16 protein-coding genes are annotated in these 15,448 nt (G+C 62.0%); 3 read left to right on the top strand and 13 right to left on the bottom strand.

Annotated features, from left to right (window positions below; translation table 11 throughout):
- Nucleotides 1-224: 224 nt before the first annotated feature.
- The 3 genes from HEQ17_RS15420 to purE are packed head-to-tail and all read right to left on the bottom strand — an operon-like array spanning nt 225 to nt 2,922.
- On the bottom strand, nt 225-1,223 hold the full coding sequence (locus HEQ17_RS15420; protein ID WP_296293552.1) for an L-threonylcarbamoyladenylate synthase: 999 nt from the start codon (nt 1,221-1,223) through the stop codon (nt 225-227).
- An 8-nt stretch (nt 1,224-1,231) separates the two neighbouring features.
- Nucleotides 1,232-2,416: a 5-(carboxyamino)imidazole ribonucleotide synthase gene (locus tag HEQ17_RS15415; protein ID WP_296293551.1), complete on the bottom strand. Its 1,185-nt coding sequence runs from the start codon at nt 2,414-2,416 to the stop codon at nt 1,232-1,234.
- On the bottom strand, nt 2,413-2,922 hold the full coding sequence (gene purE / locus HEQ17_RS15410) for a 5-(carboxyamino)imidazole ribonucleotide mutase (RefSeq protein WP_296293550.1): 510 nt from the start codon (nt 2,920-2,922) through the stop codon (nt 2,413-2,415). Before purE ends, HEQ17_RS15415 begins: the two co-directional genes overlap by 4 nt.
- An 81-nt stretch (nt 2,923-3,003) precedes the next feature.
- Here purE and trxA point away from each other — a divergent pair, with 81 nt between their 5' ends.
- Nucleotides 3,004-3,957 (top strand): thioredoxin, encoded by a 954-nt coding sequence (gene trxA / locus HEQ17_RS15405; protein WP_296293549.1) that lies wholly within the window; start codon nt 3,004-3,006, stop codon nt 3,955-3,957.
- Nucleotides 3,958-4,014: 57 nt separating this feature from the next.
- Here trxA and HEQ17_RS15400 read toward each other — a convergent pair whose 3' ends face one another.
- The 3 genes from HEQ17_RS15400 to pyk form a co-directional block, all read right to left on the bottom strand.
- The gene (locus tag HEQ17_RS15400; RefSeq protein ID WP_296293548.1) at nt 4,015-4,935 is read right to left on the bottom strand and encodes a phosphoribosylaminoimidazolesuccinocarboxamide synthase; all 921 of its coding nucleotides are present in this window, start codon (nt 4,933-4,935) and stop codon (nt 4,015-4,017) included.
- Between the two features lie 73 nt (nt 4,936-5,008).
- Nucleotides 5,009-6,073, bottom strand: coding sequence for a class II fructose-bisphosphate aldolase (gene fba, locus HEQ17_RS15395; RefSeq protein WP_296293547.1), 1,065 nt, complete (start codon nt 6,071-6,073; stop codon nt 5,009-5,011).
- A gap of 151 nt (nt 6,074-6,224) precedes the next feature.
- Complete coding sequence (gene pyk, locus HEQ17_RS15390) at nt 6,225-7,655, bottom strand: pyruvate kinase (protein WP_296293546.1); 1,431 nt, start codon at nt 7,653-7,655, stop codon at nt 6,225-6,227.
- A gap of 184 nt (nt 7,656-7,839) precedes the next feature.
- Between pyk and HEQ17_RS15385 the strand changes: the two genes are divergently transcribed.
- On the top strand, nt 7,840-8,952 hold the full coding sequence (locus tag HEQ17_RS15385) for a fatty acid desaturase (RefSeq protein WP_296293545.1): 1,113 nt from the start codon (nt 7,840-7,842) through the stop codon (nt 8,950-8,952).
- 14 nt (nt 8,953-8,966) lie between these two features.
- Here HEQ17_RS15385 and HEQ17_RS15380 read toward each other — a convergent pair whose 3' ends face one another.
- The 6 genes from HEQ17_RS15380 to HEQ17_RS15355 all read right to left on the bottom strand — a co-directional run bounded on the left by HEQ17_RS15380 (nt 8,967) and on the right by HEQ17_RS15355 (nt 13,130).
- Entirely contained in the window at nt 8,967-10,184 is a 1,218-nt protein-coding gene (locus HEQ17_RS15380; RefSeq protein WP_296293544.1) for a phosphoglycerate kinase, read from the bottom strand.
- Nucleotides 10,185-10,288: 104 nt separating this feature from the next.
- A complete protein-coding gene (locus tag HEQ17_RS15375; protein ID WP_296293543.1) occupies nt 10,289-10,624 on the bottom strand; it encodes an AzlD domain-containing protein in 336 nt (111 codons plus the stop codon).
- On the bottom strand, nt 10,621-11,352 hold the full coding sequence (locus tag HEQ17_RS15370; RefSeq protein WP_296293542.1) for an AzlC family ABC transporter permease: 732 nt from the start codon (nt 11,350-11,352) through the stop codon (nt 10,621-10,623). The genes HEQ17_RS15375 and HEQ17_RS15370 overlap by 4 nt, the downstream gene beginning before the upstream one ends.
- A complete protein-coding gene (fmt, locus tag HEQ17_RS15365; protein ID WP_296293541.1) occupies nt 11,352-12,326 on the bottom strand; it encodes a methionyl-tRNA formyltransferase in 975 nt (324 codons plus the stop codon). The genes HEQ17_RS15370 and fmt overlap by 1 nt, the downstream gene beginning before the upstream one ends.
- A gap of 7 nt (nt 12,327-12,333) precedes the next feature.
- A complete protein-coding gene (gene def, locus HEQ17_RS15360; protein ID WP_296293540.1) occupies nt 12,334-12,840 on the bottom strand; it encodes a peptide deformylase in 507 nt (168 codons plus the stop codon).
- 26 nt (nt 12,841-12,866) lie between these two features.
- A complete protein-coding gene (locus HEQ17_RS15355) occupies nt 12,867-13,130 on the bottom strand; it encodes a hypothetical protein (protein WP_296293539.1) in 264 nt (87 codons plus the stop codon).
- 164 nt (nt 13,131-13,294) lie between these two features.
- Between HEQ17_RS15355 and dprA the strand changes: the two genes are divergently transcribed.
- On the top strand, nt 13,295-14,482 hold the full coding sequence (gene dprA / locus HEQ17_RS15350; RefSeq protein ID WP_296293538.1) for a DNA-processing protein DprA: 1,188 nt from the start codon (nt 13,295-13,297) through the stop codon (nt 14,480-14,482).
- A gap of 4 nt (nt 14,483-14,486) precedes the next feature.
- Here dprA and secF read toward each other — a convergent pair whose 3' ends face one another.
- Entirely contained in the window at nt 14,487-15,437 is a 951-nt protein-coding gene (gene secF / locus HEQ17_RS15345; RefSeq protein WP_296293537.1) for a protein translocase subunit SecF, read from the bottom strand.
- Nucleotides 15,438-15,448: the final 11 nt, after the last annotated feature.

Raw genomic sequence — 15,448 nt, 5'->3', positions numbered from 1 at the left:
TTAACAAAATCGCACGGTCGTTCGGTTTAATCCTAAATCACACAGAGTCTCCTACGCGGATTGGTCTCCCAAGTCGCAAACCATGCTCTGCAGCGGCAGTGGTGACCCGACTGTGCCTCAGGCCATGCACCAAACGGTCATGAAAGCCGCGTTTGACGCCAAAGGACTGACGAACGTGACTTCGGTCGATGTTCACCCCTTGATTGTTCAAACTGACGCAAGACTCAAGCCGCCGCCCTCTGCAGCCGGTCCCGCACGCCCTCCCACTCGGACGTGTCGGGCGGCAGTTGCACCCAGATTTGCGTCACGCCCCGGGCGTCCAAATCGCGCAGCACACCAAACAAGTCGTGCGCGGCCTGCTCGGCGCTGTGCGGCTGGGCACGCCACAGCACACCGGCACCGGCGCTGCCATCCGGTCGTTCGTTTGACCACAACCCCAAGTTGTTCGCGTGCGGCCCCAAGGCCTGCAGTTTGGCGGTGATGTCTTGCGCGGTCATCAGGCGCACCTTGGCGCGTGGCGCGTAGTGCGATTCGAGCGTGCCTGAGGCACGCGGCGCGGCCTGGCCACTCACATCCAGTGGCGCGTCTTTGCCTCGGACCGCTCGGCCACACGCGGCCTCGACCTGCGCCCGCGTGATCTGCCCCGGGCGCAGCAGCACCGGCTCGCCCCGCGTGCAGTCGATGATGGTGGACTCGATGCCCACATCGCAGTCGCCGCCGTCCAGAATCAACAAGTCAGAGCCCAGCTCGGACTGCACATGCGCGGCGCTGGTGGGGCTCACGCGGCCAAAGCGGTTGGCGCTGGGAGCCGACACGCCCAGCACACCCAGCGGCAGACAAGCCCGCAACAAAGCTTGCGCCACCGGGTGCGAAGGGCAACGCAGACCAATCGAGTCTTGCCCCCCGGCTGATGTAGCGGCCACGCCGCTCCAACGCGGCAAGATCAAGGTGAGCGGGCCAGGCCAAAAAGCTTGCATGAGCTTTTGCGCAAAGTCGGGCACTTGCGCGGCAAACAGCGGCACCTGGTCCACACCGGCCACGTGCACGATCAGCGGGTGGTCGGCCGGGCGGCCCTTGGCCACAAAGATTTTCACCACGGCCGCGTCGTCGGTCGCATTGGCGGCCAGGCCGTACACCGTCTCGGTGGGCAGGCCGAGCAGCTGGCCATCACGCAGCGCTAGCGCCGCCTGGGCAATGGTTGCCTCGTTGGCACTCAAGATCATGGCGGTCTTTAAAACGCTTCGATGCCGAGCAAAGCGGCCGCTTGCAAGGCGGTGGCGCGCACGGCCTCAGGCGTGGCACCCGTGATGTTCAGGTGTCCCATCTTGCGGCCGGGCCGAGCCGACAACTTGCCGTACAGGTGCAAATGCGTGCCCGGCAGCGCCAGCACCTGGGACCATGCAGGGCTGCTGGGACCCTTGACCGACTCTTGGGGCCACAGTTCGCCCAGCAAATTGAGCATGATGGCCGCTGAGTGTTGACGCGGCTGCGTCAGCGGCAAACCCGCCAGCGTGCGCACCTGCAATTCAAACTGCGACTGGTCGCAGGCGTTCATCGTGTAGTGGCCGCTGTTGTGCGGGCGGGGGGCCATTTCGTTGACCACCAGCTCGCCGCCTTCGAGCAGGAAAAACTCCACACACAGCACGCCCACGTAATTTAGACCCTCGGCAATGGCGCGGGTGGCGGCCACGGCTTGCGCCGCCACGTCTAAGGGCACGGCACCTTCATACACGCGGGTCACGGCCAAAATGCCATCGCGGTGCAAATTCGATTGCACCGGAAAATTCACCATCTGCCCATCGGCCCCACGCGCCACGATGACCGAGCACTCGGCCTGAAGCGGCAGCATTTTTTCGAGCACGCAGGGCACGCCCTTCAACTCTGCCCAAGCGGCCCCCAACGCTTCGCGGGTCTTGACGCGGATCTGGCCCTTGCCGTCGTAACCCATGCGGGCGGTCTTCAAAATACCGGGCAGCAAATTTTCGGCCACCGCAGCCAGATGAGCGGGGGTCTCGATCACCGCATGCGGAGCCACCGGCACGCCGCAGCGCACAAAGTGGGCTTTTTCGGCAACCCGGTCTTGCGCAATCGCCACCGACTCAGACGCCGGTGCCACCGGGCGGTGAGCGCCCAAAGTGATCAGCGCGGGAGCGGGCACGTTTTCAAACTCGGTGGTGATGGCCGCGCAGCGCTGCATCAGCTGCGCCAGGCCCTGCTCGTCCAAATACCCGGTCTGGATGTGGTGGTGGCTCACCCGCCCGGCGGGGCTGGCCGCATCGGGATCGAGCACCGCGGTGAAGTAGCCCATGGCCTGGGCCGCGTGCACAAACATGCGGCCCAGCTGGCCGCCCCCCATCACGCCCAACGTGGCCATCTGGCCATTGACCATGGCACCCGGCAAAATGGCGCGGCTCATGCGGCACCTGCTGGTGGAACGGGAGGAAGCGTCATGGCGCGGGCCATGGCGGTTTGTTCGGCGCGGAAAGCTTCAAGCTTATGGCGCAGGGCCGGGTCGTTGTTGGCCAACATGGCCACGGCAAACAGGGCGGCATTGGCAGCGCCTGCTGCGCCAATGGCAAAGGTGGCCACCGGCACGCCCTTGGGCATTTGCACAATGCTGTGCAGCGAATCCACGCCCGACAGGGCCTTGGTCTGCACCGGCACACCCAGCACCGGCACCACGGTTTTGGCAGCGATCATGCCGGGCAAATGGGCTGCGCCGCCAGCGCCGGCGATGATGGCCTGCAGGCCCCGCTCGGCCGCGCTCTGTGCATAAGCAAACATATCGTCCGGCATTCTGTGGGCCGAAACCACGCGGGCGTCGTGAGGGATGCCAAACTGTTGGAGAATCTGGACTGCGTGCTGCATGGTGTCCCAGTCGGAGCTGGAACCCATGACGACGCCGATGAGCGCTTGAGTCATTGGGTGCTTTTCGTGATCAATGTTGAATTTTAAGGTTTCACCCGCTTGGGGTCTGAAACACAACCCGGAACACTGCCCACCATGATGGACGTCACGATACAAAACTTTGAAGCCGAGGTCATCGAAGCCTCCATGACCACGCCCGTGTTGGTGGACTTTTGGGCCCCTTGGTGCGGCCCTTGCAAGTCTTTGGGCCCTGTGCTCGAAAAAGTCGAAGCCGCCTACGAAGGCCGCTTCAAGCTGGTCAAAATCGACTCAGATCAGGAGCAGCAACTGGCTCAAGCATTCGGCATCAAAAGTATCCCAACTTGTGTGCTGCTGAAAAACGGCCAGCCCGTCGATGGCTTCATGGGCGCTTTGCCCGAGGGTCAGGTCAAACAGTTTTTGGACAAACACCTGCCCGCCGCCGAAGCACTGCAGGCCATGGCCGCCGCCGAACAAGCCCAGCAACACCTGCAAGCGGGCGACGAGCACAGCGCCCGTGCCGCCCTAGAACAGGCCTTGGCCACCGACCCAGGCAACGACGACGCCCGCTTTGACCTGGTCAAGCTGCTGATCGGCTTGGGCGAGTTGGCCGAGGCCGCCGCCTTGCTGGCCCCGACCATGGCCCGCATCCCGGTGCCGCTGCGCTTTGAGGCGCAAACCCAGTGGCTCAACGCGCTGGAATTCGTGACCACCGACCCACGCGGCCAATGGGAATTGGCGAAATTTGACGAATTGATTGGGCAGAACAAGCGCGACTTTGAAACCCGCTTTGCCAAGAGTCGCCTGCTGATCGCCGTCGGCCAGTGGGAAGCGGCCATGGACGAGCTGCTTGAAATCATCATGCGCGACAAAAAGTGGGACGACGAAGCCCCCCGCAAGACCTTTGTCGCCTTGCTGGAATTGATGACGCCCCCCAAATCCAAAACGCAAGACGCCACCGGCAAGTCCGCAGGTGGCATCGAGTTGATGGGCAAGGCCGCCATGCAAGAAGACCCGCACATGGCCATGATCTCCAGCTACCGGCGCAAGCTGAGCATGATGCTCAACTGAGGCTGCTCATCACAGCCGTGCACCAACTCAGGGGCCAGGGCACCGCAAGGGCAAAGCTCAAGCCATCAGCTTTTTCATGGCCTCTGCGTATTTGGCGGCCGTCTTCTCGATCACTTCACGCGGCAAACGCGGTGCAGGCGGGGTCTTGTCCCACGGCTCGCCGTTGACCTGGGCGGTTTCCAGCCAGTCGCGCAAAAACTGTTTGTCGTAGCTCGGTGGATTGGCGCCTTGCGCATAACTCTGTTCATAAGAGTCTGTGGGCCAATAACGCGACGAATCGGGCGTCAGCACCTCGTCCATCAGCACCAAAGTGCCGTCGGCATCCAGGCCAAACTCGAACTTGGTGTCGGCAATGATGATGCCTTTGACCGCCGCGATGTCACGCGCCGCCTTGTAAAGCTGGAGGCTGATGTCGCGGATGCGGGTGGCCAGATCGGCACCGATCATGGACATGGTTTGCTCGAAGGTGATGTTTTCGTCGTGCTCGCCCACGGCGGCTTTGGCTGCGGGGGTGTAAATGGGCTCGGGCAGGCGGCTGGCGTTTTTCAGGCCAGCAGGCAGTTTCACACCGCACACCGCCTGGTTGTCCTGGTATTCCTTCCAGCCGCTGCCCGCCAAATAGCCGCGCACCACCGCCTCGACCGGGATGGGTTTGAGGCGCTTGACCAGCATCGAGCGACCCGTGACCTGCGGCACCTCTTCGGCACTCACCACGCTCTCGGGGGCTTCGCCCGTCAGGTGGATTGGGCAAATGTTCAGGCCTTTGGGGCCGAGCTGGTCAAACCAAAACAGCGCCATTTGCGTGAGCAGCACGCCCTTGCCCGGAATCGGCTCGCCCATGATCACGTCGAATGCGCTGATGCGGTCCGACGCCACCATCAGGATGCGGTCATCACCCACGGCGTAGTTGTCGCGCACCTTGCCTCGGGCCAGCAAAGGCAGGGAAGTCAGGGCCGAGGTGTGAAGCGCAGAGGTCATGGAAAAACAGTCCAGCAAAAAAGAAAAAGGCCCGTTGAACCGTCAACGGGCCATTCGGGTCAATTATCGCGCCTCAGTTCACCACCTGGGCCAATTCACCCCGCGCATAACGGGCCGCCACCACCTGCAGGTTATCGCCCTTGATCTTGGGCGCTTGGCCTTCGCAGCCGAACTGCAAAAAACGCTGCTTGCAGATTTGTTTGGCCGCTTCGCGGGCGGGCTTGAGCCATTCGCGGGCATCGAACTTGTCGGGGTTCTCAAACAGGAACTTGCGGCATGCGGCCGTCATGGCCAAACGGATATCGGTGTCAATGTTGATCTTGCGCACGCCGTGCTTGATGGCTTCCTGGATCTCCTCGACCGGCACGCCGTAGGTTTCCTTCATCTTGCCACCGTACTGGTTGATCATGGCCAGCAACTCTTGTGGCACGCTGGACGAGCCGTGCATCACCAGATGGGTGTTGGGAATGCGGGCATGGATTTCCTTGACACGGCTGATGGCCAGGATGTCGCCCGTGGGCTTGCGGCTGAACTTGTAGGCGCCGTGGCTGGTGCCGATCGCAATGGCCAGCGCATCCAGACCTGTGGCCTTGACGAATTGGGCCGCTTCTTCGGGGTCGGTCAGCATCTGGCTGTGGTCCAGCTTGCCTTCGGCGCCAATGCCGTCTTCCTCACCGGCTTCGCCGGTTTCCAGGTTGCCCAAGCAGCCGAGTTCGCCCTCGACAGACACACCGACCAAGTGGGCCATCTCGACCACACGGCGTGTCACGTCCACGTTGTAGCCGAAGTCGGCGGGGGTTTTGCCATCTTCCAGCAAGGAGCCGTCCATCATCACCGACGAAAAACCGAGGTTGATCGCACCCTGGCAAACCGCCGGACTTTGCCCGTGGTCCTGGTGCATGACCAGCGGGATGTGGGGCCACTGCTCGGTGGCCGCCTGGATCAGGTGCTTGATGAAGGGTTCACCCGCGTATTTGCGGGCACCTGCGCTGGCCTGCAAGATGACTGGGGCACCGACCTCGTCGGCGGCGGTCATGACGGCCTGGACCTGCTCCAGGTTGTTGACGTTGAAAGCTGGAATGCCGTAGCCGTTGACGGCTGCATGGTCCAGCAGCTCGCGCATTGAAACGAGTGCCATGGTGATGATTTCCCAGAAGTTTGAAGAGGGGGCGGCGCCGGTGTGTACCCGGCTGCTTACTGGGCGAGATTTTAAAGCCTCTGATGGGCATCAGGCCAAGTCATGCGCCCCCCTCAGGGCGCGTGTCCGGTCCCGAGCCCAGCGTGCGGATTCAGGTGGCCCGGCAAATTTTGAGGGTGTTGGTGCCGCCCGGCGTGCCCATGGGTTCGCCCACGGTGATGGCGTAGACATCCCCCGTTTGCACAATGCCGCGCTTTTTCAGGTGCGCCTCGGCATCGGCCAAGGCCGTGTCGCGGTCGGCGCTGGTGTCCATCAACAAGGGGCTGACGTTGCGCATCAGCGCCATCTTGCGCTGGGTGGCCACTTTGGGCGTGAGTGCATAAATGGGCATGCGGACGCTGTGCCGGCTCATCCACAGCGGGGTTGAGCCCGAATCGGTCAAGGCCACAATCGCTTTGGCCTTGAGGTGGTGCGCGGTGAACAACGCCCCCATGGCGATGGCGTGGTCAATGCGGTTGAAGTGCGCGTCCACAAAATCGTCGTCCAGCGGGTCGTGATCGGTTTTTTCGGCCTCCAGACACACCGCAGCCATCATCTCCACCGTCTCCAGCGGGTACTTGCCCGCAGCGGTCTCGGCGCTGAGCATCACCGCGTCGGTGCCGTCGAGCACCGCGTTGGCCACGTCGCTCACCTCGGCGCGGGTGGGCACCGGGTTGACGATCATGCTTTCCATCATCTGCGTGGCGGTGATGACCAGTTTGTCCAGTTCCCGGGCCCGTTTGATCATGTGCTTTTGTAAGCCCGGCACAGCCGCGTTGCCCACCTCCACCGCCAAATCACCGCGCGCCACCATGATGCCGTCGGACACGGCCAGGATGCGGTCCAGCTCGGGGATGGCTTCGGCCCGCTCGATTTTGGCGATCAAACCCGGGCGGTGTCCGTTGGTGCAGGCCACGTTGCACAGCTGTCGCGCCATTTCCATGTCGGTGGCGTTTTTGGGAAAGCTCACCGCCACATAGTCGGCATGGAAGCTCATGGCCGTGCGGATGTCGTCCATGTCCTTGGCCGTGAGGGCAGCAGCCGTCAAGCCGCCGCCTTGTTTGTTGATGCCCTTGTTGTTGGACAATTCACCGCCCAACTTGACGGTGGTGTGCACCTGCTCGCCCTTGACGGCGGTCACTGTGAGGACAATCAGGCCATCGTTGAGCAGCAGCACGTCGCCGGCCTTGACATCGCGCGGCAACTCTTTGTAATCCAGGCCCACACCCTGCAAGTCACCCGGCTCGGTGCGCGAGGCATCCAGCACAAAGGGCGCGCCAGGCTCCAGCATCACTTTGCCCTCGGCAAACTTGCCCACCCGGATCTTGGGACCCTGCAGGTCGGCCATGATGGCCACCTCGCGGCCCGCGCGTTGCGAGGCTTCGCGCACCAAACGGGCGCGGTCCACATGGTCTTGCGCCTTGCCGTGGCTGAAGTTCAGGCGAACCACATTCACACCGGCCCGGATCATGGCCTCCAACAGTGCGGGATCGCTGGAAGCAGGGCCTAAAGTGGCAACAATCTTGGTGGCACGACGGGGCATTTGAAGATCTCCATGTAATTTGGTTTCAATTCTCACACGAAACGCGTTACATCCCAGCGACATCCGGCAGCTTCGCTCTCAGAGCGGCTCCATACCCCTGCCAAAGCCCTTGAATTGATCGCAGTCAGGGCTTTGCAACGTCAAGCAGCTAAACTTGCGCACAAGAGAATTACATTCCTGACCCATGACTGCCTTACCCCCTACCGCCGATCAGCCGATTGACTTGGACCAACCCCTGCCGCACCGCAAAACCTTGCGCGAATGGCTGGTGCCCTTGTCCGGGCGCAGTACGGCACGCGCTTTTGTGTTGCTGGCTTTTGACTACGCCCTGTTCTTTGCACTGATTGCAGGCACCATCGCTTTGGAATCGGTGTGGCTCAAAGTGCTCTGCGCCCTGGCCGCCGGTTTCGTGATTGGTCGCCTTTTCATCATCGGCCATGACGCTTGCCACCAAAGCCTGACACCCCACCGCGAACTGAACAAGGTGCTGGGCCGTATCGCGTTTTTGCCTTCGCTCACGCCTTACAGCCTGTGGGATACCGGCCACAACGTGGTGCACCACGGCTACACCAACCTCAAAGGCGTGGACTTTGTCTGGACACCCCTGACTGCCGCCGAATTTGAAGCCCTGAGCCCCATGCAAAAGCTGCTCGAGCGCGCCTACCGCAGCGGCTGGGCACCGGGCCTGTATTACATGATCGAGATCTGGTGGAAGCGCGAGTTCTTCCCCAACAAGACCCACATGCCCACCCGTCGCCCGATTTTCTTCAAGGACAGCCTGCTGGTCAGCGCCTTTGCCGTGCTGTGGATCGCCACCATCACTGCGGCGGCCCTCTACACCGGGCAGTCGGTCTGGCTGTCCTTGCTCATGGGCGTGGCGATCCCCTTCTTTTTCTGGAACACCATGATCGGCTTTGTGGTCTATGTGCACCACACCCACGTCAAGGTGTCCTGGCACGACAACAAAGCCGCTTGGACCAAGGCCGCGCCCTTTGTGTCCACCACGGTGCACCTGACCTTTCCGTTCAACATTGGCGGCATGATGCACCACATCATGGAGCACACCGCCCACCATGTGGACATGAGCATTCCGCTGTATCGCTTGAAGCAAGCCCAGGCCAAGCTTGAAGAAATGCTGCCGGGCCGCATCATCGTGCAACCCTTCTCCTGGAAGTGGTACTTCGAGACCGCTCAAAACTGCAAACTGTACGATTTCGGCCGTGAATGCTGGACCGACTTCAAAGGCAGCATGACCAGCCCGGTGCGCGGCAACTTGCCACCGGCGGCTCAGGCCTGATCGGGTCAACGCGCTCAGTCTGCAGCGCGCTTGGCCAAAATCTCGAAGGCGGGCAAAGTCTTGCCTTCCAGAATTTCCAGGAACGCGCCACCACCGGTCGAGATGTAGCCCACCTGCTCTTCGATGCCGTATTTGGCAATCGCCGCCAGCGTGTCCCCGCCGCCTGCGATGCTGAACGCGCTCGACTCGGCAATCGCCTGGGCAATGACCTGGGTGCCGTTTTCAAAGGCCGCAAACTCGAACACGCCCACCGGGCCGTTCCACACAATCGTGCCCGCTTGCTTGAGCTGCGCGGCGAGCTGGGCCGCCGTCTCGGGGCCAATGTCCAAAATCATGTCGTCGTCGGCCACGTCGGTGGCTTTTTTCACCGTGGCCACGGCGTCGGCCGCAAAAGTTTTGGCCACCACCACATCGGTCGGAATCGGCACTTCGGCCCCACGCGCCTTCATGGCCTCGATCACGGCTTTGGCCTCGGTCACCAAATCGGCTTCGGCCAAGCTTTTGCCGATCTTCAGACCCGCCGCCAGCATGAAGGTGTTGGCAATGCCGCCGCCCACGATCAACTGGTCCACGTTTTTGGACAGGCTCTTCAAGATGGTCAGCTTGGTGGACACCTTGCTGCCCGCCACGATGGCAACCAACGGGCGTTTGGGGTTGGTCAAGGCCTGGGTGATGGCATCGATCTCGGCCGCCAGCAAGGGGCCAGCGCAGGCGATGGGCGCAAACTGGGCGATGCCGTAGGTGGTGCCTTCGGCGCGGTGGGCGGTGCCAAAGGCGTCGTTCACGTAGATGTCGCACAACTTGGCCATCTTGCGGGCCAGCGCTTCGTCGTTCTTTTTCTCGCCTTTGTTGACGCGGCAGTTTTCGAGCAGCACCACCTGGCCGGGGGCGACGGTCACGCCCGCAACACTGGCGTTGCCTTCTGAACCTACCCAGTTGGCGATCAAAGGCACTTCGCGGCCCAACAATTCACCCAGACGTTTGGCCACCGGGGCCAGCGAATCTTCGGGCTTGAACTCGCCCTCGGTCGGACGGCCCAGATGCGATGTGACCATCACGGCCGCACCGGCTGCCAGCGCCATCTGGATGCAGGGCACGCTGGCGCGGATGCGGGTGTCCTCGGTGATGCTGCCGTCATCGGCTTGCGGCACATTCAAGTCGGCGCGGATGAAAACGCGTTGGCCAGCGGCTTGGCCGTTGGCACACAAATCAGAAAAACGGATGACGTTCATGGTGTGAAGAAAAAGTAGATGGATCAATTCGCGTTGATTTTAAAAGCCTGGATTGACCGCGATGGACGCCCCCGGGTACGAACGCCAAACAAAGCCGGCGTGAATTACCAGCCCAGCCCCAGACGCAAAGGCAGGTACACCGCCATCCCCACCACAATCGTGACCAGTACATCGCGCCGCCAAAAATAAGCTGCCACCCCAGCCAGTGCAGCGAACAATCGCGCGTCTTGCCAGGTGCCGATCAAATCACCCTGCACAGTGATGATTTCTGGCACCACCACCGCCGACAAAGCGGCAATCGGAGCGTACTGCAGACCACGCTGCGCCCAATGCGGCAGTTGCCAGGATTTGCTGGAGATGAAAAAGAAACTGCGCGCCACCACGGTGACCACAGCCAAGCCCACGATCACCGCCAGGGTCCACAAGTCTGTGCCGTTCATGCCGCCACCTTGTGTTCTGGACGGATTTTTTCGACCGTCAGGCACAGGATCACGGCCACCGCAATGGCCACCACGATGTTGAGTTTGAGCGGCAGGTGGTATGCGGCCACTGCGGCCACACCCGCCACCGCCGCCGACAAGATGCGCATGCGCGAACTGGCCAGTGAGCACTGAATCCCCAGCAAACACAAAATGCCCGCAAAGCCCAAACCCCATTCGGGCGGGATCAGATTGGCCAGCCCAATGCCCAGCAAACTGGCCACCATCCAGCTGGCCCAATTCAGAAAATAGTTGCCCGCCAGATAGGCCTCCTGGTGTATGCGTTCGGCCTCGGAGCCACCCGGTTCGTGAAAACGCCGGGTGAACAACACATAGCTGATGTCGGCGGTAAAGTAACCATGACACATGCGCTGCCAACGGGGCAGGTGCATCAGATATGGCCGAAGGTGCAGGCTGAACACCACAAAGCGCAGGTTCACGCAAAAGCCGGTGGCCAAAATCACCCAAGCCGGGGCGCCAGCCACCAACAGCGGAATGGCCGCCAGCTGCGAGCTGCCCGCAAACACCAGCAGGGTCATGGCCACCGCCTCGAACACGCTCATGCCCGACTTGACCATGGCCACGCCCGTCATCAGGCCCCAAGCTGCCACACCCGGCGCTTGCGGGGCCAAATCACGAAAGCCTTGCCAGAACTCGGCGCGGCGGTAGAGCGTGGGCCGAAAAAACATCAGGCCACCAAACGCTGGCCAGGCTGCAAGGGGCAGCCACGCAAAAAGTCGGCTGCACCCAGGCGCTTGCCACCGGGCCGCTGCAACTGCGTCAGGCACAGCTGACCCTCACCGCAGGCCACGCGCACGCCCGAGGCATCGGCGCTGAGCACGGTGCCGGGTTGAGCGGTCTGCACGGACGCTTGCGCCGTGGCTTGCCAGAGCTTGAGGGTTTCCACGCCCGAATCTGTGGTTAATGGCACGGTCATGCCCGGAAACGGATCAAAGGCCCGGATGCGCCGCGCCAGCACCTCGGCGCTCAAGGCCCAGTCCAGCGCCGCTTCGGCCTTGTCGATCTTGTGCGCATAGGTCACGCCTTCATCGGGCTGGGGCTGGTGCGGCAAGGCATCGAGTGAGGCCAGCGCTTGCACGATGGCCTGCCCGCCCAGCGCAGCCAGGCGGTTGTGCAGCACGGCGGTGGTGTCGGTGGGCGCGATGGCGCAGGGCAAAACCAGCAACATGTCGCCGGTGTCCAGGCCCGCGTCCATCTGCATGATGGTGATGCCGGTTTGCGCATCGCCTGCCTCGATGGCACGGTGAATCGGCGCGGCCCCGCGCCAGCGTGGCAACAAAGAGGCGTGGATGTTCAGGCACCCCTTGGGCAGCAAGTGCAGCACCCACTGCGGCAGGATCAGGCCGTAAGCCGCCACGATCATGGCGTCGGCCTGATGGTCGAGTTTTGCGTCCAGCAAAGTCTGGCGGGCGGCAGCCGCGTCTTCGGGGTATTTGCCATCGAGCCGCAAGCTGCGCGGCTGAGCCACTGGAACCGCATGGTCCACGGCCCACTGCTTGACAGGCGAAGGTTGCAGCTTCATGCCGCGCCCTGCAGGTCGGTCAGGCTGGGTCAGGACCAGGACGATCTCGTGGCCAGCGGCGTGCAGGGCCGCCACGGCCACCTGCGCAAATTCGGGCGTGCCCGCAAAAATCAGCCGCATGCCGTGCTCAGCGTCCGGCTTTTTGGGCTTTGACCATCTTGGTCTTGATGCGGCCTTGCTTGAGCGGCGAGAGGTATTCCACAAACACCTTGCCCATCAGGTGGTCCAACTCGTGCTGGATGCAGATGGCCAGCATGCCCTCGGCCTCGAGGGTGCGCGATTGACCGTTGCGGTCCAGGGCCGTCACTTTGAGGGCGGTGGCGCGCTCCACGCCGTCGTAAATGCCGGGCACCGACAAGCAGCCCTCTTCCCCCTTCACGCGCTCGTCGTTCATCCAGGTGATCTCGGGGTTGATCAGCACCATCGGTTGGTTGCGCTCTTCAGAGGTGTCGATCACCACCAGACGCTCGTGCACATCCACCTGCGTGGCCGCCAGGCCAATGCCGCCCGCCTCGTACATGGTCTCCAGCATGTCGTCGATCAGGGCGTGCACGCGCGCGTCTACCGCCTGCACAGGCTGGGCCACCTTGTGCAGGCGAGGGTCGGGGTAACAAAGGATGGTGAGCAGTGCCATGGTTTTGAAGGTCAACAAGAATGTGTTTATTTTCGGTCATTTCGGTGCACGCCCCCAGCACCACCGCCCGATAACCCATATTGGACAAAATGGATCATGAAACCCGCCAGCGCCAAACCATCATGCGTTTTGGGCAAACTGCTCATTCCGCGAAAGTCGTGGTCCTCACCCCAAAGCGCCCGGCGCTTGTGCCACAAAAATGCACACATCTCGGGCGTGAACTCCGGGTGGGGCTGGAGGCCCAACACCTGATCCTGGTGGCTGGCCACACGGGTATAGCCCTGCACCATGGGGCATCCAGATCGTCGTTTTCCCAAATAAACAGCCGCAGGCGCTGAATAGACTTGAAATCGGGGGGAGCATGGTGGGCTCTAGCTGGGGCTTTCATTTTATGGACTTGGCGCGCATCTGACTTTGCAACACAATCACAGCACCCACAAAAACCAGAACGGCCATGATGGCCGTGCAGGGAGACAAGATGGTCAACACCCCAAAAGAACTGGGCGCTTGGCTGCGCCTGAGCATGACACCCGGCGTGGGCCCTGAAAGCGCGCGCCGGCTTTTGGCTGCCTTTGGCGAGCCCGAGCTGATTTTTCAGCAAACCGAAGCCGCCTTGTGCCAAGTGCTCAGCCCGCTTCAAGCCCAGGCAGTGCAGCGCATGCCCGAGGGTTGTGCCGCGCTCACGCAGGAAACCCTGGATTGGCTGGACCAACATGCCCAACAGGGCTGTTGCGTGCTGACGCTCGGTGATGCCGACTACCCGGGGGTCTGGCTCGACATCCCTGACCCGCCACTCATGCTCTACGGCATGGGGCAAACCTCCCAACTGGGCTCGCTGTCCGGCAAGCCATCACTGGCCATCGTAGGCAGTCGCAACCCCAGCCCCCAAGGCGCGGACAACGCCCGCGAATTTGCCCGCAGTCTGGCTGCCAGTGGTTTGACGATCATCTCGGGCCTGGCCTTGGGCGTGGATGGCGCTGCGCACGAAGGCGCTCTGCAGGGACATACCGGACCAGGCCTGGCCACCATCGCCATCGTCGGCACCGGACTGGACCGGGTCTACCCGCGTCAGCACCGGGACCTGGCGCACCGCATTGCACAAAACGGACTGATCCTGAGCGAATACCCCCTGGGCACGCCCCCCTTGCCACCCAACTTTCCGCGTCGCAATCGCCTGATATCAGGCCTCTCACAGGCCACACTGGTGGTCGAGGCTGCCTTGCAATCGGGCTCGCTCATCACGGCAAAGCAAGCGCTGGAGCAGGGGCGCGATGTGATGGCCATCCCCGGCTCGATCCACTCGCCCCAGTCCAAAGGCTGTCATCTGCTGATCAAACAAGGTGCCAAGCTGGTGGAATCGGCCCAGGATGTGCTCGAAGAATTGCGCCTGCCCGACTCGCTGGCGCAGCGCTGCCTGCCCCTGGCACCAGAACCGGGCGACTCGCCACACACGGGCAAGGACGATTCACCGGAAGCCGAACTGCTGCGGGCCATGGGCCATGACCCAGTGAGTCTGGACGCCCTGCAAGCGCGCTGCGGATGGCCCACATCACAATTGCAGGCACAGTTGCTGGAGCTGGAACTGACAGGCCTGGTTGGGCGTTTGCCTGGCGGCCTGTTTCAGCGAATCGGATCGGCCTGAAAACTCAGACCACCGCGCCCGAGTTTTCGTCGCTTGGGTCGTTGTCTTTCTTGATCGGCTTGACCATGTCTTCACGGCTGATGCCCAGCCACATGGCCACCGCAGCGCCCACAAACACCGACGAGTAAATGCCAAAGCAAATGCCAATCGTCAAAGCCAGCGCGAAGTAATACAGCGTCTCGCCGCCAAACAGCAGCATGGACAACACCATGATCTGGGTCGATCCGTGGGTGATGATGGTGCGGCTGATGGTGGAGGTGATCGCGTTGTCGATGATCTCCACCGTGTTCATCTTGCGGTAGCGTCGGAAGTTCTCGCGAATTCGGTCAAAAATCACCACCGACTCGTTCACCGAATAACCCAGCACCGCCAGCACCGCCGCCAGCACCGCCAGTGAAAACTCCCACTGGAAGAAGGCAAAAAAGCCCAGGATGATGACCACATCGTGCAAGTTGGCAATGATGGCCGAGACGGCGAACTTCCACTCGAAGCGAATGGCCAAGTACAGCATGATGCCGCCCACCACAAAGGCCAGCGCCATCAGGCCGTCTTCCACCAGTTCGTCGCCCACTTGCGGACCCACAAATTCGGCGCGGCGCAGGGTCACATCGGGGTCGTTGGCTTTCAGGGCTGACAAGACTTTTTCGCTTTGCTGGGCCGAGTTCACACCTTTTTGCGTGGGCAACCTGATCATCACATCGCGTGCCGAGCCAAAGTTCTGCACAAACACTTCGCCATAACCGAGTGTGGCCACCGTGCCGCGCACCTTTTGCAGGTCGGCGGGCTGGCTGTAGCTCACCTCCATCAAGGTGCCGCCCGTGAACTCCACCGACAGGTGCAGACCCCGGCTGAACAAGAAAAACACCGCCAAAGCGAAGGTGATGAAGGAGATCGCGTTGAGCACCAAGGCATGGCGCATGAACGGGATGTCTTTTTTGATTTTGAACAATTCCATGGTCTTTTACC

Source organism: Limnohabitans sp., from assembly GCF_023910625.1.
Lineage (GTDB): Bacteria > Pseudomonadota > Gammaproteobacteria > Burkholderiales > Burkholderiaceae_C > Limnohabitans_A.
Note: the sequence above shows the minus strand (reverse complement) of the source record. Positions and strands in the feature narration are given on the sequence as shown.